Annotated in this window: 18 protein-coding genes; 10 read left to right on the forward strand and 8 right to left on the reverse strand. The window is 69.3% G+C overall.

The window, feature by feature from the left end:
* Window positions 1-543 precede the first annotated feature (543 nt).
* The 4 genes from ACFXOZ_RS19375 to ACFXOZ_RS19390 all read right to left on the reverse strand — a co-directional run bounded on the left by ACFXOZ_RS19375 (window position 544) and on the right by ACFXOZ_RS19390 (window position 5,279).
* A complete protein-coding gene (locus tag ACFXOZ_RS19375; protein WP_380522449.1) occupies window positions 544-912 on the reverse strand; it encodes a DUF6009 family protein in 369 nt (122 codons plus the stop codon).
* Window positions 913-1,062: 150 nt separating this feature from the next.
* Window positions 1,063-2,610 carry a phage/plasmid primase, P4 family gene (locus ACFXOZ_RS19380; RefSeq protein WP_380591640.1) on the reverse strand — a complete coding sequence of 516 codons (1,548 nt, stop codon included), beginning with the start codon at window positions 2,608-2,610 and terminating at the stop codon, window positions 1,063-1,065.
* Entirely contained in the window at window positions 2,607-3,638 is a 1,032-nt protein-coding gene (locus ACFXOZ_RS19385; RefSeq protein ID WP_380591664.1) for a bifunctional DNA primase/polymerase, read from the reverse strand. The genes ACFXOZ_RS19380 and ACFXOZ_RS19385 overlap by 4 nt, the downstream gene beginning before the upstream one ends.
* A 1,356-nt stretch (window positions 3,639-4,994) precedes the next feature.
* A complete protein-coding gene (locus ACFXOZ_RS19390) occupies window positions 4,995-5,279 on the reverse strand; it encodes a hypothetical protein (protein WP_380591642.1) in 285 nt (94 codons plus the stop codon).
* A 373-nt stretch (window positions 5,280-5,652) separates the two neighbouring features.
* On the opposite strand from ACFXOZ_RS19390, the gene ACFXOZ_RS19395 reads away from it, so the two are divergent.
* On the forward strand, window positions 5,653-6,264 hold the full coding sequence (locus tag ACFXOZ_RS19395) for a hypothetical protein (RefSeq protein ID WP_380591644.1): 612 nt from the start codon (window positions 5,653-5,655) through the stop codon (window positions 6,262-6,264).
* Between the two features lie 174 nt (window positions 6,265-6,438).
* Here the strand turns inward: ACFXOZ_RS19395 and ACFXOZ_RS19400 are convergent, their stop codons facing one another.
* Window positions 6,439-6,924 carry a hypothetical protein gene (locus ACFXOZ_RS19400; RefSeq protein ID WP_380591645.1) on the reverse strand — a complete coding sequence of 162 codons (486 nt, stop codon included), beginning with the start codon at window positions 6,922-6,924 and terminating at the stop codon, window positions 6,439-6,441.
* Between the two features lie 193 nt (window positions 6,925-7,117).
* Window positions 7,118-7,423, reverse strand: a complete 306-nt coding sequence (locus ACFXOZ_RS19405; protein WP_380522455.1) for an endonuclease domain-containing protein — start codon at window positions 7,421-7,423, stop codon at window positions 7,118-7,120.
* Between the two features lie 1,017 nt (window positions 7,424-8,440).
* Here ACFXOZ_RS19405 and ACFXOZ_RS19410 point away from each other — a divergent pair.
* From ACFXOZ_RS19410 to ACFXOZ_RS19430, 5 genes are all read left to right on the forward strand, one after another.
* Window positions 8,441-9,898 (forward strand): ParB/RepB/Spo0J family partition protein, encoded by a 1,458-nt coding sequence (locus ACFXOZ_RS19410; RefSeq protein ID WP_380591647.1) that lies wholly within the window; start codon window positions 8,441-8,443, stop codon window positions 9,896-9,898.
* A gap of 19 nt (window positions 9,899-9,917) precedes the next feature.
* Window positions 9,918-10,850, forward strand: a complete 933-nt coding sequence (locus ACFXOZ_RS19415) for a ParA family protein (protein ID WP_380522457.1) — start codon at window positions 9,918-9,920, stop codon at window positions 10,848-10,850.
* Between the two features lie 278 nt (window positions 10,851-11,128).
* Window positions 11,129-11,416, forward strand: coding sequence for a hypothetical protein (locus ACFXOZ_RS19420; protein ID WP_380591649.1), 288 nt, complete (start codon window positions 11,129-11,131; stop codon window positions 11,414-11,416).
* Entirely contained in the window at window positions 11,413-11,682 is a 270-nt protein-coding gene (locus tag ACFXOZ_RS19425; RefSeq protein ID WP_380522459.1) for a hypothetical protein, read from the forward strand. Before ACFXOZ_RS19420 ends, ACFXOZ_RS19425 begins: the two co-directional genes overlap by 4 nt.
* 208 nt (window positions 11,683-11,890) lie before the next feature.
* A complete protein-coding gene (locus ACFXOZ_RS19430; protein WP_380591651.1) occupies window positions 11,891-13,447 on the forward strand; it encodes a DUF2637 domain-containing protein in 1,557 nt (518 codons plus the stop codon).
* 73 nt (window positions 13,448-13,520) lie between these two features.
* Here ACFXOZ_RS19430 and ACFXOZ_RS19435 read toward each other — a convergent pair whose 3' ends face one another.
* Window positions 13,521-14,216, reverse strand: coding sequence for a hypothetical protein (locus ACFXOZ_RS19435; RefSeq protein WP_380591653.1), 696 nt, complete (start codon window positions 14,214-14,216; stop codon window positions 13,521-13,523).
* Between the two features lie 48 nt (window positions 14,217-14,264).
* On the reverse strand, window positions 14,265-16,085 hold the full coding sequence (locus ACFXOZ_RS19440) for a hypothetical protein (protein WP_380591655.1): 1,821 nt from the start codon (window positions 16,083-16,085) through the stop codon (window positions 14,265-14,267).
* Between the two features lie 109 nt (window positions 16,086-16,194).
* On the opposite strand from ACFXOZ_RS19440, the gene ACFXOZ_RS19445 reads away from it, so the two are divergent.
* The 4 genes from ACFXOZ_RS19445 (at window position 16,195) to ACFXOZ_RS19460 (ending at window position 19,900) form a co-directional block, all read left to right on the forward strand.
* Window positions 16,195-16,953, forward strand: a complete 759-nt coding sequence (locus tag ACFXOZ_RS19445; protein WP_380522463.1) for a hypothetical protein — start codon at window positions 16,195-16,197, stop codon at window positions 16,951-16,953.
* Window positions 16,953-17,759, forward strand: a complete 807-nt coding sequence (locus ACFXOZ_RS19450) for a hypothetical protein (RefSeq protein WP_380522464.1) — start codon at window positions 16,953-16,955, stop codon at window positions 17,757-17,759. Before ACFXOZ_RS19445 ends, ACFXOZ_RS19450 begins: the two co-directional genes overlap by 1 nt.
* 243 nt (window positions 17,760-18,002) lie before the next feature.
* Entirely contained in the window at window positions 18,003-18,554 is a 552-nt protein-coding gene (locus ACFXOZ_RS19455; protein WP_380591656.1) for a hypothetical protein, read from the forward strand.
* Between the two features lie 275 nt (window positions 18,555-18,829).
* Complete coding sequence (locus ACFXOZ_RS19460) at window positions 18,830-19,900, forward strand: hypothetical protein (RefSeq protein WP_380522466.1); 1,071 nt, start codon at window positions 18,830-18,832, stop codon at window positions 19,898-19,900.
* The last annotated feature ends 228 nt before the right edge of the window (window positions 19,901-20,128 follow it).

A 20,128-nucleotide genomic window follows, 5' to 3' on the forward strand; every position in this document is an offset into this window, starting at 1 on the left:
CCCCTCCTCTCCCGTGCCGGGCGGTCTGTCCTTGTCCCCCCGTCCCGGCGGCCGGGTGGAGCCCGCTCCCCCCCCCCCCCCCCCCGCGGCCGCCAGCTCACCCGCCTGCTGCGCCCGTTGGACTTGTGCCCGGAACGCTAACTGGCCAGCCGAGCAGCTCCTGCGCAGCTCGCCCGCGCTGTCGGAAGACTGGCCAACAAGCCCGTCCCGTTGGCCATCTAGCGGGTCCGGTCGCAGGCGGGTCACGCACGACCACCACCGGTACGCGACAGGGTCTGCCCATAGTTGGGAAAGCGAGTCCCTCCAGTCCCTGATGGGGTCGCCGTGCCCCATCAGGGACTGGGCAAACAGCACAGGGACTGAACGATTCAGAGCGCGCGCGGCGTCGTAGAAGGGAACGCTGTTCCCCTGCTGTACCCAGGTGGGCCCGAGGCCCTGGCAGCCCCGGGTATTGGCCGGAGATGGCGAGTGGCCAAGGGCCCGTCGCGGTCGCCCCGCTGGCCGGGAGGGTGCCGCGTCTGCGCTTCTGGCGGAGCGCAGGAGTCAGGCGCCGACTCGACCGCGTTGGGAACGCGGGGTCTTCATGCCGACGGCCTTGGCCTTGATGGTGCGGGGGTCGACTGCCTCGCCGGGAGCGCCGGCGGCGTAGGGACCGTCGGGTTCAAGGTCACGGTCGTGGGGCAGCAGGAAGAACACCCGGCGCCGGTGCAGGCCGCTGTCGGGGTCGGCTTCTGCCGTGGCATCGAGTTCGGCGTAGCCGACCATACGACCGTCGCGCAGCCAGCGCGGCTTGCCCTGGCGACGGGGGGTCTTGTCGATGGTCTGGCGTACGTAGTCGAGCGCCGAGAGGTCCTCCAGCCAGACCACGTCCTTCTCGTGGGTGAGAGCGCTGCCATCCAGTAGCGAGCTCATGACCGAAGGCCTTCCTTCTTGGTTGTGGGCGAGGTGGTGGAGGGAGAAGAAGATGTGCCGTCTGCATCGTAGGCGGGCGCGGTCTGCGGAGTGTAGACGGCCGGGGTCGGTTTCCAGCTTGATCCGCCAGCCGCCGCAGCGGGGAGTTTGTCAGTCGGCAAGGAGGCCCAGCCCGGGATAGAACTTGCGGCCGTTGCTCTTAAGCATGTCGTTCGGGGTGGCCAGGCCGAGATCGGTGCGAACGCGGGTGGCGAAGGCCCGGTTGCTCGTGGGGCGGATGCCCTCAGCGGATGTGCACCAGGTCACATAGGCCGCGTAGAGCTGGCCCTGCTCCACGCGCAGTTCTGTCTCCTCGCTGTTGCGGGTGCAACACTCGGAGAGGAACCGACCGATGGTGTCCTCGGTGGTGGCGTAGGCGTCGGTGGCCAGCCGTACCCGGGACGGTCCTTCCAGCGGGTCGGGCAGCCCGGCACCGGCCTGCCGCCGTTCGCGCAGGTCGTGGTAACGGCCGGCTCCCTGGACCACCCAGTGGAGGATGCCCGGTCCCTCGTCGCGGACCAGCTCCATGGCGAGGTTGTCGATCTTGTTCTCGTCGGAGACGGTCCGCTCGAAGGGCACGAGACGGATGCGGCGCCAGAAGGCGAAGCCGCCGGTGGTGACCTCGGGCCGGTGGTTGCCGAGGAGCCACAGGTGGTGGGTGGGCAGGAAGGAGAAGTAGTCCTGGCGCATCCGGCGGGCCTTGATCCTGTCGCCGCCAGTGAGCAGTTTGACCCGGGCCTCGTCGAAGCGGTCGGTGGACTTGAGCTCGGAGCACACCAGCAGGCGTCGTCCATGGAGCTCTGTCAGCTCGGTGGAGTGCTCGTTGTACGCCCCTCGGTCCATCAAAAAGCCCGGCGGCGCGGCGTCGGCGTAGTCGCCGAGCAGCTGCAGCATCACGTCGAGCAGGACGCTCTTGCCATTTTTGCCGTGACCGTAGAGGAAGGGGAGGACCTGGCCGCCGACGTCGCCGGTGGTGGAGTAGCCGAGCAGGACGTGGAGGAAGTCGATCATCTCCCTGCCGGCCTCGTCGTCGCCGAAGGTCTCGTCGAGGAAGCGGGTCCAGCGCGGGGTCGGCATGTTCTCGGGCGCCACGCTGGTGGCTCGGGAATGGCAGCCGCCGGCCGGGGACGGCTTGTGGAGCCGGCCGGTGCGCAGATCGACGACGCCTGCCGGGGTGCACAACGCCCAGGGGTCGCTGTCCAGCTCCTCGGCGGCCATGCTCAGGGCCGGGGAGGACTTGGCCTGCTCCAGGAACGCCTTGATGCCCGCGGTGGAGCTGGTGCGACGGCGGTGGAAGGCGACCTCCCGATCGGTGTACACCAGGGCGGGGTCGCTCTCGGGCATCTGCTCCGCGAGCTCCCCGGCGGCCCACAGCGCTGCCTTTTCCGCGCCGCGCTTCCAGCGGTAGCCGGCCCACTCGTACCAGCCCAAACCCTCGACGTGCCGGAAGGTGTCCTGGTAGAGGCGGATGAACAGCTTGGCGTTGCCGCGGTCGGTGAGGGTGTGGGGCAGGAGGCCGTCCTCCTGCCCCACGACTGCAACCTTGCCCGCCTTCTGCGCGGGAAGGGGAGCGGCGGGGACGAGTTGTTCCTCGAACTCCAGCATCTCCTGTGCCGCGGCAACGGCGTCGAACCCGCGCGGAGCGTCGGCGGTGCTCATGAACGACGTCCTTCAAGGTGGAGCGGGCGCCGTGCACCCGCCGCGAGGGAAGCGGTGATCAGGTCTTCGATCCGGCGGGCCTGCCGGGGACGGGCTGTCAGGGCCGCGGCCAGCAGCAGCGCAGAGGCTTCGTCCTGCCCGAGGGCGCCGGCGCCGACCAGCCCCCCGGCGGTGTAGGCCGCCCGGTTCAGCTTCTCCGTGAAGCCGGCGCCCTCGGGAACGCGGGCGCAGCCCGCGACTTCCTGCAGAAGCGGGCCCAGCGTGCGCGCAGCTGCGCGGGGCCTGCGTCGGCCCGAGGTTGCGCTGACCGGGGCAGGGCTCTCGCCAGCTGCGGGGATCCGGTGGCCGGTGCGGGTCAGCTCGGAGGCGAGCCAAGTAGGCAGTGGGGCGGGCCGTCGGCCATCGCCGACGACTTGGTAGGTGCCGGCGGGAGTCCACGTGCCGGGCGCGACGATGTACCCGCCGTGGGCCCGGACGTCCACCTGCCAGGCCAGGGCGACCTTGGAGCTGGATCCGGTGGAGCATCGGAAGGCCGTGGTGCTGCAGTACCAGATGTGCAGGCCTCCCGAGGGCGTACGAACCCGCAACGTCGAGGTGTCGTGCGCCGGGTCGGGCTGGCCTCGGTAGGCGGCGAGCAGGGCGAGGGTGTCGTACCCGGAGGCCAGGCCTTCGAGGTTGACCTGCTCAGGGATCCGGATTCCCGGCAGAAGCAGCGACCGGTCGGGAACCGTGTCGGAGTGCGCGTCAACGTCGATGACGATCAGGTTCGCGGGACCGCAAGCGACGCCGACCCCGAAGTCCGGTCCCTCCTGCCACCACATGTCGACCAGCCGCGGGTCCGTGGTGGCAGCGTGGAAGCCATGGCAGTACCGGCCCTGTGCGATGCAGGCGCAGTCCTGCGGGTCGTCCCTGAGGTCGCGACAGCTCTTGCAGCTTCCCACGGGGGTCTTGCGGCCAGGGGCGAGAGGATGAACGGGCCAAGCCTGGGCCGCGCACCAGCGGGCCCCCGCGAGTCCGCGTACGGGCATCGCGGGGGCATCGCCGCTCTGCTCGATGTGCACGCTCTGTCCTTCGCTGGATCCCGGTCCCTGGTCGCAGCCGTGGGGAGCGGCCAGGGACCGGAGGGACCGAAGGGACTGAAATCTGGAATGGGCAGAGCCTAGCGTGAGCCGGTGGGGATCCCCGCCCTCGGCCCTTTGGTCACCACCTCAGGTCGTGGCCAGAAAGGGCACGTTGCCTGCACGTAAGCCGCTTTGCCCAGATTTGAGAGAGACCAAAGGGACTGACTTTCCGAACTCTCCGACTGTAGCGATCACCGGCGGCGTGTCTTCCGGACACGCCGCGCACTGGCCCGCTGTTCGAAGCTCAGTCCCTCCAGACCCTCCGGTCCCTGGGGGGGCGAAGGTGACCGGCCAGCCAGCCAGGGGCTGTACGGACTCTGTGTCAGGGCCCGGATTTCTTCGGTCCCTTCGATGTTTTCCCAGGTCAGAGGCCATTATGGCCGATGAACAGGGACTGGAGGGACTGGGATTCCCCATTATGAGCGGAACTTGATTACGTGAGGCAGTGACCCCTTTGTGCGCGGGCGCGTACGTAACCGACCCAGAGAAGGAGATCTGCTCATAATGGGGAATCCCAGTCCCTCCAGTCCCTGGAGCTGTAGTCAGATGTGCTTTGACCTGCAGAAATGCACAGGGACTGAACGTCTCCGAGGGTAGAGACCCAAGCCTGATCAGCGGTCCCTGACTCTGGCCGGCAGCAGGGACGAGGAGAACGCCGATTGCTGGTCCCTTCCGATCCGGACATCTTGGGTAGGGACCGAAGCTCTCCGTCGCTCCACCAGAAGACCTACCGCCCCGAGGCCTCCTGACAGGTAGCCCCGAGCTGGCGAAGCCCAGGCCGAGCGAGGAGCGTCTTGACGGTCTGTCCAGGGTCAAACTCCTCCCCCCGGCCGTCTGTGAGCGTTCCGGACCGCCGGAGAGCGCCGTCGAATAACGCTGGGGCGGTGCCGATGGTCACGGGAGGAACCCGTCGCGCTGTCCCCGCGCAGAACCTGCGGACGGTGTGTCCCCGTACGAGCCGCCGAGCGGGTGGCCGAAGTCGATCGATCAGGTGAACGCAGCGTCCGTTCGGCCCCATGATTTGGTACCGGAGCCGCACCTTCGCCATGATCCGGCCGACCCCCAACGTCGGCACGGCCTGGGCCGCGCCCCGACCAGGAAGCCCGGTGTGCGTCAGTCCGTCCACACTGGCACCTGGCGAGTGACCTCGACCGATGTCCGCACCGTGCCATGCCCGACCTGCGGTGTCCGCGCCGGCCACAACCGGTCAGGGCCAGCCGCCCTGACCGGGAACGCCCGCTCCCGCCGCTCCCCCGCCGACCCTCAGGTGCCCCGGGCCGCGGCCTCCGTCGTCTCCGCGACGACCAACGCGGTGAGCACCGCGACCTGCGGGTCCGTCTCCCCCACGGCCGCCAGGACCGCGTGACCGGGCCCAACCGGAACACCCTCGTGCGCCTCCCGCCCCGCTGCGGACAGCTCGGCGAATGCCGCCCGAAACCGCCCGACCACGTCGCCCTGGTGGTCGTCCTCCAGGTCGTGGAACGGCAGCAGGCAGGTCCACTCCAGGCTGTGCGCGCGCAGAACCTCCTGGCAAAACCCGGTAGTCAAGCACGCCCCCACAACGCAGCCCCTCCTCCACTACCGTGCGGTCAGACTGCTGACTCACCCATTGGGGAGTCCGCGCTGCCGTAGCCGCACCCGAGTCGCGGGGCGGGGCCCTGACGGGCGCCCGAGCCGTCGAACGCTTCGGCCAGACCCGGCCCGCTCACGCGTCAGGACCGGCAAGGGCCCTGAGGTGCCGCAGCCCGCAGCCGTTCGATCGGCAACCACAGCTCCAAGCCGGAGCCGGCGTGCGTAGCCGCACGGGCCCGACGGCGCCCCTGGCCCGGCAGCCACCCGTACGAGAAGGCCTCCAGTGCCGCTACGCTCCGTCAAGTGCGCGAAGCACGAAGTGACATGGCCGACAGGCGGAGGAGTCCCGGTGTTCCGAACACTGCTCAAGCAGTACGAAGAGAACCAGCAGCTCAAGCGTGACATCGCGCGCGAACAATGGGAAGTGGAGAAGCGCTTCCGCGAAGACGACCGCGAGGCCCAACAAGCAGTCCTCCAGGCAAACACGGTCGGTCTCGACGAGCACAACACCACGATGAAGCTCGCCGCCGGCGTCAGCTACCTCACCCTGGTGTGCCACGAGGACACCTGGACCTTCGTGGCGCGCTGCGCCTTCGGCCACTGGAAGGCCACCTGGACCAAGTGCACGCATGACCCCTCGGACTACCGTGGACCGAACACCGCGAGCGTGTACTCCGTGAAGTTCACGGTCTATCCCAACCTTCGGGAAGGGAGTGTCCAGAAATTGCAGGACGGTATGCAGTCCGTCAACCTCTCCGGTCACAATCTGACCAGGATCCTGGACACCCTGCGCACCGGATCCGCCGGACCAGACCTTGTCGACTCGGCACGGTGCCGGACGCTCTACTCGAAGTTCGCCCAGTTCGCCTCCACGGTCGACCCCGACGCCCTGCCCGGGCAGACCACCGGGATCGAGTTCCGCATCGACGACAGCGTGATCGTGGCCGGCACACCGGCATAACCTCCCAGGGCTGGCAGCCGGCCAGCCCGGGTTCCTCCCCTGGCCAGCACGCTCCCAAAAGGCTCAGCGGTGGGCTGTGCCACCTCAGCCGTTCCCCCGACCTTCGGTGCTTCCGCGCACTCGTCGCGATGTCGTCCTCGGCAACGTGGGCGAGGAACAGGTCGCAGGTGGGGGCTACCCGATGGTGGTCCTCGGGCTCTGCACATCGCCGTAGTAGTGGCCGTCGATCCACACTCCGGTCGAGATCACGTAGGTGCCCGCCGGCGCGGTCCACTCCGACCAGGACGAGCCGTAGCCCGGGTCGCGCCCGGCCCACACCGTGCCGGTCAGGTCGCCGGAGGAGGTGCAGCCGAAGTCGTGGGCCCAGGGCCCGTTGATGTTGTTGACGTTCAAGGCGTGCGCGCAATACGTCAGACCCTGGCCGGTGTAGTTCTGGAACCCGACCTGGGCCTCGATCGTGCGGCGGTCGTCCTGAACGTTGTAGCAGGAGTCCAGGTAGACGGAGCTGCCGTAGACGGCTGCGTACCGCCCGTGCGTGTTCGCGGAGCGACAGGCGTACGCGCTGTCGGCGTGGGCGCTGCCGGCGCTGATGGCCGTGCCGCTGACGGCGATGGCGCCGGCGACGGCTGCCTGGGTGAGACGTTCGGTGATCTTGCGCATGGTTCCCCCCTGGGGACGGCCCCGGAGCCGGGATACCCGACACCGGGGAGCTGCGGCAGGCGACCCGCGATCGGGCCGGCTGGGGACCAATCCTCGCGGCGGAGGCGTTGGGTCACCACGACGTTGACCCGACGTTGACGCGACACTTCCCGTCGCACGCCGAGGACGGCGTTGGTGGGGCAGTGTCGGCGGATCAGCGGAGGTGAGCGAACGGGTCGTAGCCGAGCGCGGCGATCCGGCTCTCGACGTGACGCAGTCCTGCGAGCGACTTTGCGATGTCCGGGTAGGGGAGCTTGAGGTGAGCGGCGGGCTGGGCGTTGAGGTACTCGGCCCGTGGGCAGACGTCCAGGTGCAGGCACGACTCCAGGCCCGTATTGCACACTCCACACAGCAGGCCGCGCACCAGGCCCGAGAAGTGATCATGATCAACGACCGCGCCGGGAAGGACACCACAGAGCTGGCACAGCGGCCCCATGACGTTAACCAGGTGGGCGCGCATCCTGCCTACCTTGCTCGCTGCCGGGAGCGGGGGCCACAGGTACGCCGGTGCGACGGGGCAGCGACTCGCAGCCGGTACGGTACCCGGCTCCCTGCCACCGGGCATCTCGTTGACCCGCCAGACCACGTCCATGTCCAAGACGTTTGGGTCCGTTACTGAGGCGGTGGCCGGCCTCAACGCCCGCCCGTCGTCGTCAGTCCACCACCGCGCCCGGAACAAGTGCCGCCAGCTGCCTTCCGAGTCCCGACGGCTACGGCCGAACTTGTGCTCCATCCAGGCCGGCCAGTGCGTCTCGTCGACGGAGCAGAGCATCGTGGTCTCACCACGAAGGTGGTAGCGCCCGTCGTCTCCCCGAACGGCAACAGCGGGAACCTCCGGCGTCGTCTGGCGGGCCTGACAGACGTCGCCGGGCCGGACCCGGCTCAGTGCGAGGGCGAGGGCGTCCGGATTCAAGGCCGAGCTCCAGACGAGGGCCATTCTTCGGTGTTCGGGGAAGTCCTCCAGCGTCAGATCGCCCTCGTGCCCTGCCGGTGTCCTCATGACCAATCCCCTCAGAAGGCCGCCCAAACGGTCAGCGGTCCATGCTCCACCACGCCAGCGACAGACCGTCCACCCCGGAGCCAGTTTCTTTCGTCGACGAAAACGCCCAAGCAGCGCCGGCCCACAGCCCGCCCGCACCGACCATGTCTTTCGTCGACGAAAGCGCCAGGGCCTGGTCGGTCGATCGCCCAGGGCCAGCTACAGCCGGACAACTGGAGCCGGACGAGACCAGGTGTGCCCGGACGGGACAGCTGAGCTGCCGCCGCACTCGGCCACCACGCATCCAGGCGGATTTCGTCAACGAAAGGGCCAGTTGCTCCGCCCTCTTCCGTGGGGAGTCCTGCCGATCCGCGGCGCCGTCAGAGGCGAACCCGCTAGCGTGGCGGAGCACGGCGGGGCCGCCCTGGCCGATATGTACCGAGCGTGCCGGTTAGGGTTCTCCTGATTCGAGATCCTCAGCGCCAGGAGTCAATTTCAGTGTCACGGCGAAGCAACCGCGGTACCGGACGAAACGCCAACAAGGACAACCCGCAGACGGAAGCGGCCTCAGCCAGCTCTGCGGACGAGCAGGAATCCGGCGACGCGCCCGTGACTTCGCCGGAGACATCGGCGACCGACGTTGACACGGATGCGCGGAACGAGAGCAAGACCCCTCGGCACGTCGTAAACGGTCAGCGCTTCCTGGCACCCCTGGAGCACGTCGCTCCGAACCCGGTCAACATCCGTGAGGAGTGGGAGTGGGAAGAGGACTCCTTCAAGGACCTGACCGAGAACATCGACGAGCTCGGCGTTCAGCAGGACCCGACCGTGATCTCGTACGCCGTCTTCGCTGAGAAGTACAAGGAGGAGGCGAAGACCCTCCCGGAGAACACCTACTGGGTCCTCGGCGCCGGTGAGCGCCGGTACAGGGCCGCGCTCGCCAACGGTGCCACCGAGCTGCCGATGGTGCTGCGTGATGACCAGATCGAGAAGATGGACGAGCTGATCTGGTCTGAGAACCAGAACCGGGCCGGGCTTCACCCGCTCCAGGAGGGCAGGCTCCTCCAGCGGTTCAAGGACCGTGGGCTGACCGCCGAGCAGATCCAGGCCAAGCTGGGCCGGCGGAACAAGGGCCTCAGCGAGGCTGCCATCTCCAAGAAGATCCGCCTCTACAACGAGGTCCCCGATGGCAAGGTGCGCACGGCCATCGGCCGTCGAGTGCTCGGCGTCGACCCCGCCTACCTGCTGCTGACCAAGTACGGGGCTGAGGGGATGGAGGTCGCCTACCAGCGGATGCGCGACCTCGAACTCATTGCGAAGGACCTCGTCGAACTGGACTTCCCCAAGCCGGCTCCGAAGGAACCGGCGCCTGAGCCGGAAACCGGCGCTGAACCTGAGACGGACACCTCCGACGCGCACGCCCCCCAGCGCCCGGGCCGCCCGGAAGCAGCAGACCAGCCGAACCCGGACCAGGGAAGCGATCGCGAGAAGCAGTCCACGGGCCGCATCCCCGCGCAGCCGGTGGACAACCCCTCCAAGCGCACCGGTCTCGACAAGGCGCCGGCGACGAAGGACGGCAAGCACGCCGAGGAGCTCCGTGAGGAGGCTGACGATCTTGCGCGCTTCAAGGCGGGAGCAGCGCTGCTGGCCTCCGAGCGCGACCCGGACGAGATCGTCGAGTCGGTCTTCATCGCGCTGATCAACAACGCCCCCGAGGCTGTGCAGCTCCGAGCGCAGGACCTCCTCGACGCGAGCGGGATCCCCCCGGCTGACGGCGTGCAGGAGCTCGCCCGTCGCGCCGAGGCCATCGCCGCTGCGGACGCCCAGATCCGTCTGGCCCGGCGTTCCGGCGGCTACGACGTCAACCACCTCCGCGGCCTCGTGCGCCACGGTTACGAGCCCACCCCGACCGAGAGCGACCTGCTGACGACGGCCACTCCGGTGGAGCAGGCATGAATCTGGAGATGCAGGACTGATGCGAAACCGCAGGTACCCCGACGGCCCCGTCGTGATCGGCTTTGCCAACGAGGGCGGCGGCACCCGCAAGACCAACGACTGTGTGAACGCCGCCGTCGAGCTCGCCCACCGAGGCTGGAACGTGTGGGTCGGGGACGGTGACCAGACCATGGCCGCCAGCACCTACTTGGGATACGGCGTTACCAACCGCAAGCACAACCCGAAGCGGGTCGATGCGATGGACGCCCGCCTGGCGCGGATGACGAACATCTACGACGTCCTCCACCGCCGGGCCACGCTGCTCGAAGCCACAGTGCCGGCCCGCCGCCGCACGGTGCCGGTCGAGGAGTGGGACGATCTGGCGGACGACCGCGACGAGTGCTTCGAGGAGATCCCCAACCTCCGCCTCGTCCTCGGGTCTCGGTCGATGGTTGATGCGAGCAACGACATCACGAATCCTCGCCACGGCAAGGGCGAGATGTGGCTCAGGAGCGCGATCAAGGCGGTGCCCAAGGGCACGGTCGACCTCATCTGCTGGGACTTCCGCGGCACCTTCGACATCCTGGAGTACTCCGAGATCGCCGCTTGCGACGCCATCATCGGCTGCGTCAAGCCGGACACCAAGGACGACGACACCCTGCACAACCTCACGAAGTTCATCGAGAAGGCCGAGGACCGGTACGAGTTCTCCGAAGGGTGCGCTGACCTGCGCTACGTCCTGATCAACGGCACCCAGCCCAAGAACCGCGGGTCGCACTTCGGTGAGATGGTGGCCGACATCCAGAGCTTCTACAAGCACCGGGTCCTGCCGACCATCTCGGAATCCGTCCTGGTCGGCGAGAGCGTCCGCTACCAGGAGCCCGTCCGCTACTACTGCGACTCCGAGGACGACAAGCCGGTGCAGGAGTTCAAGGCCGTCGCGGACGTGCTGGAGCCCCTGCTCAAGCGGTAGGCCAGAACACCATGGGCGGGCGCAGAGCCTCTGCGCCCGCCCAGTGCCGTCTCCAGGCCAGGCCCCGGGCCGGATGCGCTTTCGTCGACGAAACCTGCGGCTGCCAGACGGGCGCCCGACATCCCTGGCCCACACCGCGCCGGGAAGCACGCAGGTTTCGCCGACGAAACCCGGAGCCCCTCTGCCGGACGGGCGGGCCGGAGAAAAAGACATTGGTGTCCTGGGGAGTGTGTCAGGGGAGTAGCGTCTTCCACGAGCCCACCGGGAGGAGCACCGCGATGAGTACCGCAGCCCAGTACGCCGATCCAACACCCCCGCCCATGACCAACGTGCGCGAGGTGCGTGCCGCTCTGGCCGGCCTCGCCGCGCTGGGCGTGCCCACCGAGCTCGACCGGTTCGAGCAGGAGCTCGACGACGTCCCGCTGCACGAGTTCGAGGACTTCATCCAGCGGTACAAGACCTATGTCGAGGAGAACACCACCCCCGAGGCCGTGGCGGCACTCACCATGCCGGTGGCCACGTCGGCCGCCCAGCTGCGCCGCAAGTTGGCCGAGGCTGGCCGGTGACCAACTTCGCCGTCTTCTCCGACGAGGCTGAGAAGATTCTCCCCGGCCTCACACCGGCAGAGCTCCGCGCCGTCGAGCACGTCCGGGCGCAGCTGGAGTTGACCCCGAGGCTGGGGGAGCGCAGGCCGTCGTACGACCCGCAGGCCGAGGACTACGTGGTGCGCCTCGACCCCGAGGAGACCGGCGGGCGCGGGGTGAGCGTTCTGCACAGGCACCATCCGACGCTCGGGGCTAGCCTCATCACCTGGGTCATCGTCGGCCCGTAGCCCCGGCACGGCGCCGCCGAGCCAGGCCGGGCTCGGACCGGCTGACCGAGGAAGATCAGCTGTACGCTCCGCATCACCCCGATCTCAGAGGGTGCCGAAATGGCCCGCGCGGGGCTCCAAGCCCCCTGACCAGGTATGTACCGCACGCCCCGTCCGGGCCACATGAAAAACTGCCCCCCTGAGCACCAAACGCAAGGGGGAGAGTGTCGTGACACGACCGGTCCTGACCAAGGCCCACTGGGCGCTGATTACGCTCGTCGCCGTGGGCGCCACGATCGTGGCACTGATCGGCCTGGCTGGCTCCTACCTGGCGGTCCGCCAACTGGCAGCCGGCGTCGGCATGGGGACGTTCTCCTACGCCTTCCCGATCGGCGTGGACGTCGGCATCCTCGTCCTCCTCGCCCTGGACCTCGTCCTCACCTGGCTCCGCATCCCCTTCCCGCTGCTGCGCCCCACCGCCTGGGCCCTCACGGTGGCGACCATCGCGTTCAACGCCGCGGCGTCCTGGCCGGATCCGTTGGGTACCGGGATGCACGCCGTCATCCCGGTGCTCTTCATCATCATTTCGGAGGCGACGCGGCACGCGATCGCCCGCCTCGCGAAGCTCAGCTCCGATCGGACGATCGAGAGGATCCGGCTGATGCGCTGGCTGCTCGCTCCCCGTCGGACCTGGGCGATGTGGCGGCGGATGCAGTTGTGGGAGATCCGGCGTGTGGACGACGCCGTTCGGCTGGAGCAGGATCGGCTCATCTACCTCGCCCTGTTGAAGGACGCTCGGGTCGGCCCGGATGAGAAGCTGCCGGCCGCCGCGCGCCTGCCAGTGGATCTACTTGAGCTGGGCGTGCCGATACAGATCACCTACGAAGACGGCCTCGCGGCCGCTGGCGTCGCCACCCAGCCGATGGACCGGATCTTTGCCGCGCGAGCAGCCGCCGACGGCCAGCCGAAGCCGCAGCCCGAGGGCGCGGCCCAGCTGCCGACGGTCGCGGGCCCGCGCAAGGAGCTGTCCGCAGCGGACGGTGAGATACCGTCCGCTGCTGCGGTGGCATGGGCGGGGCCGGTGCGGGCGCAGCAGGAGAGCGTTGCGGGCCCGGCGTACGGTCAGCCGACCGCTTTGCGGGAGCCCGTCGCGCAGTCCTTTGCGGATGCGGGACACGGCGGCGAGGTCTTTGCGGATGCGGGACATCTCGTTCCGCAAAGCCCGGCTTCTGCGCACGTACTTTCCGAGACTTCACAGGTCAGCGCCCTTGCGGGAGGCTTTGCGGGGACGGCTCCGGCGCCGGTGCATGCGGTGCGGGCCGAGCCGGAGGTGGACCTGACGGCGACGTACGGGCAGCCGGATGCCCTGGACGCCCGCACTGCTCTTGCGGATGCGGGACGGCCCGAGGCGCCGATGCGAGAAAACCCTGCGGCCCTTGCGGAGACCACCCGCACCGAGGGAGCCGCGCCCGCTTCCGGCCTGGTCGAGAACGACCTGCCGAAGCTCGACCCCGCCCTGGCCGACCAGGCGCTCAACGCGGGGATCCCCTCGAAGTGGACCATCGGCTTTGCCGCCTGGGTCGCTGAGCACGGACGCTACCCCGAGCCGGAGGAACTCCGTCAGCACCTCTTCCAGCACCCCTACAACCTCCGGGCCCGGGGCAAGGAAGACCAGCCGGTGAGCCTGCGCAGCGTCGAGCGCTACTACAACGACCTCAAGGACCTTCTCCCGCTGACCACCCAGGAGGACCAGGAGCAGCTCCAGCTGGAGAGCACCGGGGTTTGACCCTCTCCCCACGATGACGGTCCGGCACTCGTAGGTGCCGGACCGTTTCGCTGCCCTCCGGCGCACCAGCCGGTCAGTGGCCGGCTTCCGCCGCGTAGCGCCGGAGCAGGTCCTGGCCGGCTGGGCCGGAGAGCGCGGGTACGAGCGCGGCGTCGGCCACGATGGTGTGCTCCGCCAGCGGTACGAACCCGGCGGTGCGCAGCGAGGCCATCAGGGACTGGCAGTCCTGGCCGCCGCGCATGAAGGACGGCGCGGTCGCCACGACCGCGGGGCCGCCGATCCGGGCCAGGAGCTCACCCAGCAGCAGGACGTCGAGGCCGGTGCCGGCCCAGGGTTCGTTGACCGACACGTGGCTGAGGAGCACCAGGTCGCCGAGATCGGTGCGCGGCCCCTTGCCCAAAGCCTCCCGTACGGCGGGGACGAGGCGGCTGCGGCCGCCCCGGCGGGTGAACGCGGACCCGAGCACCGCCTCGGCCAGCTCCGCCTCCAGGACTTCCGCCTGCTGCACCGCTGCGAGGACGCCGACGTCCACCGCGCCCCGCTCCAGGCGGATCCGGTGGACGGCCACCACCCCCACCTGGTCGTGAGCCGCCGACCACTGATGCGGGTCCTCCCCCTCGGCCAGGAACCGCACGTTGAGCCGGTGCCGCTCCTGCCTTTCTCCTCGACCGACGGGGGCGCCGATCTCGCTGGTTACGGTGAGATGAAGGCGTGCCGGGTCGCCAGGAATGGCCGCCGGCGCCGACGGGGCGGGCACGGTGTCGCTCACGCTGCTCCTCTGGCGCGTCCTGGGCCTGGCTGAGCGCAGCATCGCAGATCACCCGGCTTCGGACACATCGCTGCTGGTCAGATGCCACAACCCGCAAACTGGGCACGGGTACGGGCGCAGCGGCGGGTTCTTGTCACCGCGCTTCCACTGGTGACGGAGCGCGTCGGCCTCTGTGACGTAGACCGCCTTTCGCAGACACACCGACCCGGCCGGCCCGAACTCGTCTAGCCGGGTCGCCTCCAGGTCGACGGGGAGGCGCTGCGGTAGCTGGCCCAAGGCCTGCCCGATGAATCGCTGGCCCTTACGTCGCTGCTCTGCGGGTAGGCCGATGACCGCTGCTGCGGCTGCTGTCAGTGGGCCTTCCTCCACGCGCAGACGGGTACGCCGAACCAGCGACTGGAGGACTCCCAGCTGCGGAACCTTTCGGGCCGCCGCGACCTGGCCCATCTCGGTGTTCCGCAAGAACCCGAGGAGCGCCCGGCCGGGGAAAAGGGTTCGGGCCGGGACTCGCAGCTGCCGCTTGGCGCCGCCGTGGCCTTCGTATCCCAGCACCCACCACATGGTGGGCGCGCCGTTGAACTGTTCCGGGACCGCGCGGATACAGGACTCGGGTGCGTAGCCCGTCGCAAGGCCTTCCACGACCTGCTCGATCCAACGGCCATCACGCACCTGTAGCCGTCCGCATCGCGTGCAGCGGAGGCCCTTCGGATGCTGCCCGCACCGTGCTGTCGTCGGCTCGTCAAGGAGAGCGCGTTCGTCCTCCCAGTGGCTGAGCGCCTCGATCATCGCCCGTGCCAGCAGCTGCCGGTTCGCCTCTGCCAGCGCCATGTCAATGCGCCGCGCCGGCTGTATGGGTTCACCGGCGCGGTGGGCCACCCGCAGTCCGAACCGGGCCACCGCGTACCGCACGATGTCGGGCACCGCAACGGACTGTGTTGCACACGCCAGAGCCACGTGCTGGCCTTCCCAGGCCAAGTCGCGCATGACAGCCACTTCCAGGACCTTCTCGGGCGGGAGCTCCAACGGGTGTCGGGCCGTGAACTGCAGGACCTGGCCGTCCACGGTCGCTTCCAGCATCATTGCGCCGGCGATGGCGCCTTCTGGGTGCTTGCCGCCGTGCACCGCCGCGTGCCTGAGCAGGAGCTGCCGAGCCCACCGGTGGAACGCCCGCTGCTGCTGCGTCTGCTGTTCCGCCGAGACTCCTGGGGGGTGTCGGACCAGCTGCACCTTGCACTGTGCGAGCAGCAGGGCCCGTCCTGTCGCCCAGCTGATCCCGGCATCCCGTGCGATGACTGAAAGTGCACGTTCGGCCGGGCCGCTGGTCGTGTTCGCCATCACGGAACTGATCAGCTCGGCGGCGGTGATCGGGCTCCTGGTGACCGTCGACAGCATGAACTCTCCGTCGCCGGTGTCTACGCGAAGTCCCCAACGGCAGGGCTCAGCGATAGTCTCTGGGCCCAGGTCCACCACCCCTGCCGGCTTCGGCGCGCCGGGCTGGTCGAGCAGCCCCAGTACCCACAGGCGAAATGCCCTTGCGTTCTCAGATACCTCCGGGTCCAGCTCCGCCGGTTCGACCGGGTTCCGGAGTACCTCCGTCTGACAGGCCGCCAAGATCGCCGGCATGACGCGGTGCCACCGCATGCGGTGCAGCCGACGGATCTCCAGGGAAAGGCTCTCCCCTTCGGGGCCAGACCGGCTGTTGGCCATCGCGTGCCCGATCAGCTGACCTCGGGTCTGGGGTTCCACCGTCGTGTGCGACAACGTGAAGGGTCCCGCGCTGGTAGCGATCCGCACACCCCAGTGGCCGGGCGCCAGCAGCTCATCCGACCCGGCATCCTGCGGATTCGGAGTGTGCGGGTCGTCGCTCAATCCCCGGGGCTCCGTTCCTCCCACCATGCGGTCCAACATAGCCCCTTCGAAGGAGATAACCAAGGTGATCCCATTTGCCTCTCGCGAAAGGGAACACTACGGTTAACCCATGCCTGATGACGAGGTGTGCCCACAATCCGGCGCGAGCGAGACCGACCGCCTAGAGCTGGCCATTGACGAACTGACCGCCGTCTTCGCGCGTGAGCTGGGCAGGAGCGAAGGCGGCCAACGAGACGGGCCCATCGACCCGTACGACGGCAGCAACGCAACCGAAGCCGAACGCCTCGCCTACCTACGCGTCCTCAAGCACGCCACCGGGCACCTCTCCAGTCGAACCGACCAGACCGCACTCGGACTCCTAGACAGCGGCACCCCCCTGGAGGACGTCGCCCAAGCCCTCGGTGTGGGAGTCCCCGCCGTGCGCAAGCGGTTCGGCGCCGCCCGCCAGGGCGAGCGAGTCGCGGTCGTCATCTCGCGGCGCGATCGGGTACGGCATGACGAGAGCGACCCCCGGGGAAGCTTCGGCGAGGTCGGCGGACAGGCGCAGTACGCGAGCGACCGAGGGGTCTGGCCCATCGGCGCCGGCGTGCGAGCGGAGGCCGAGTTCGCCATCGTCGCCGTGGACGGAGTCGTCCGACGCGTCTACCGGATCGACCCCGACGGATGGCGCGAGCACTCGTCCCGACTTTGGGAGTTCACGGCCTTCGGCGACGTGCCGCTCACCCAAACCGAGATCCGCCAGGCCCAGATCACGGGCGATCTTCCCCTTGTACCGGGCGACGCCTGTCCCACCCGAGTTGGCGGAGCCTACCGGCCCTACCGGTTCCACCCGACCGTCACCTCGACGCCGACCGGGGAGCAGCAGTAGTGGAGTACACCGACGTCCAGCAGCGAGACCTGATCCGGAAGCGGAAGCTGAGCGAGGCCCAGCAGCTGGCCTTGGTCCAGGCCCTCAGCCACCCCCGCCGGGCCGTGCCCATGTACTCGGCTAAGACCGGCGAAGTCCTCAAGCGTCACCGCCTGGTCAAATTCGCCCCTCCCGCCGACGGCCGCAGCGCCGAATGGCGCCTCAACGACGAAGGTGTCGAAGTGGCCCGTCGCCTTGCGGGTGCCATCGGCGGGGAAGTCGCACCGAACCAGACCGCACCCCAGGACGCCCCACCGGACCGGGCTGACGATGAACTTGCCACCCTGCGGACCATCGAGAGCCGACTTCGTGCCTACGCCGATGAGCTCGAATCGAGTGCGACCCCCGAACGACTGGAGTCCACCGCTGTTGTTGCCCGGGTCTGGGCCATCCTGGGCGACACCGGGGCACGGCCGGTCCCTACGGACACCGAATGGACCGGCTGGCGCGCGGGCATCCTGCTGGCCCTTCCCGACGGGGCCGACAAGCTCCTGCGCCTGGCCGTCCACGGAGACGGGTGGGCGGAACGAGACGCTCGGGACCGGGATGGCCAGCCCTTTCCCACCATCAAAGCACTCCGGCAGGCCCTTGCCCGCGGCAGTCGGCTCCGATGCTGGCCGGCAGACATCGCCGAACCACTGACCCCTGTCTACGAGCGCAGCGCCCAGCGACGTCTGCTCGGCTACCGGATGCCTGCGGAGCTGGTGCCCGTCTTCCGGGCTGCCTTGGCTGAGGCCAGCGGAGCCAGCGCCTCGTCACCCCCGTAACTGTTCGACACCGGAGTTCACATCGCCGAGATTCGGCAGGCCCAGCTCGCGGGTGACCTGCCCCTGGTCCCGGGCGACGCCTGTCCTACCTGGGCCGGCGGGGCCTACCGGCCGCCCCGCTTCCACCCGACCCCGACCCGGACCCCGACGCCGCACGGGGAACTGCAGTAGGTCGTGCCGGCAAGGACCAGCGGCAGGCCCCGATCCACAGTTGGCGCCACCGAAGACCAAGGAGCAAGCACAATGGCCGGTTCCGTTCCCGACGCCGTCGGCTACATCTGCGCCGTCACCCTCACATGGGAGACGCAGACCCAGACGCTGATGCCTGACGGCCACACAACTCGTTACAGGACCCAGGGGTGGGTTGCCACCTCTTTCCCCCGCTTCGGCGTGGACCCGCGGTCGGACCGTGAGCGGCTGACCCAGGACGTGATCAGCGGTGCGCGGGAGAGCCTCGGAGCCCCCCACGACGCGGCCGTGGCGTTCCTCTCCCTGGAGCCGAAGGACCTCGGAATCACTGGAACCGACCCGGTCGAGTACCTCTGTACAGTGACACTCGCCTGGTACGAGGTTATGCGGCCGGACGGTTACCAGGGTTCGCAGTTGATGCAGGCCACCTCCTCTTCCCGCGTCAGCGTGGATCCCCGGTGGGACCGTGAGCGGCTGACCCAGGACGTGATCAGCGGTGCGCGGGAGAGTCTCGGAGCCCCCCACGACGCGGCCGTCGTGTTCCTGTCCATGGAACCGAACGACCTCGGCTTGGGACGCCCCTACGGCTCGGCGCCGGTCGCCTGAGCGGGGAAGGATCCACCGGCTCCGGCTCGCTGGCGCCTGATCACCGAAACGGCCGACTAGACAGGTCGGGCGGGACCTGGGGCCGGGCAGCGCCGTCGCACCGGACCGCGACGGTGCACCGCGCAATGACGGCGGCCGCCGAGACGATCCGACCCGGGTCGGCCTGCAGTGATGGACACCAGCAGGAGACCGATGATCAGGCCAGGACCTGGCACCACCCCGTGGTCCCCGACCGGCTCACGTTCGTATCGTCGGCCGTCGGTAGAGTCCGGGCTATGACCACACCGAGGGGAGTCCGGGTCGACCACGGATCGATCGAGCTGGACCTGGAGGTGCGCGGCTTCGACGGTTGCCAGATCGAGTACGTGCCGGAACAACAGAACACTGGGGGAGAGGCCGAGCTGCTGGACGCGGTCCAGGCGGCGGTCAACGCGGCCAACGGCGGCGGGAGGGGGGAGACGATGTGGGGCCAAGGCCCCGTTCTCACCTTGGCCGGCGCCGGTGTCTCGCTCAAGGACTACTGGGGGCCCGACTCCCTGACCGCCTGGCTCCTCGCCTTCGCCCGAGCACTCGAAGCACACGGGCTCGCCGGTCGGGTCGCCGCCACCCCTGCGGTGATGCCACCGCGCTGGTTCCGATTCGGCGCCGGGCCCCGGGCTGGCGCCTTCCTCGCCCTGAAACAGCCCCTCACCGAGCGGCCCTTCGCCGAGGACTGGTGCCGAGACGCCGACGCCTGGGCACGACTTGGCGGTGGACAGGTCCACCTCGCCGCCGGAGCCGTACTCCAGCGCGGCCCCTCCACCGACATAGCCCGGCACCTCGCGCGCTCCCTCAGTAACACCCACACCTCCCTCGCCTACCTCGACGAGGACCGCACCCGGGCCTCCAGGGTGTGGGCGCAGGACGACGGCCTGGCCGTCATCCAGGTCTACGACCCGGCCGCCGGATGGGAAGCCCTGGTGGAGCGGGCCCGGCACGCCGTTCTGAGCAACGCGGCTCGGGCCCGGCTCGCCTTCGTCGACATGACCCAGAGCTGGTCCTACGGCTGGCAGGACCGCGGCCGTGAGCTGCCCACCGTCCCCGTCCACGCCGTGTCCCGCAACGACCCGCTGTGGGCCCGGCGCCTGCCCGACGTTCACGCCATCCAGCTGCTGACCGGCCGCCACCTCGACCGGGTGCACGACCTGTCCGGCTGGGACGTCACCGAGATCCACCCAGGCCGATGGCTCGTTGAGACCCGCGACCTCGCCGCCTGGTGCGCGCCGGGTGGCCCACCGGAGGACATGCTCGTGCGGGCCCGTGCCGACTTCGGAGCCGCGATCGTCACGGAGCGGGATCTGCGGTGACCCGCCAGCCGGGCGGACCGGCTGCGAGCGGGCCTCCCCATGCGTCTGCCGATAGCGCGCCGGGCCGAGCCACTGTCACGGCCCGTGCTGGCGCCGTCGGGTGCGGTGGCTCCCGACGGCGCCGTTCGCCACCACTTTCCTGGCCGCGCCCAACTCAGCACCTCGCTCCGTCCTGCTGCCCGTTGTTCCCGGCGAGCCGGACTTCTCCGATCAGCGCAAGCGCCAGGG

The sequence above is a fragment of the Kitasatospora sp. NPDC059160 genome (assembly GCF_042755465.1).
GTDB lineage: Bacteria > Actinomycetota > Actinomycetes > Streptomycetales > Streptomycetaceae > Kitasatospora.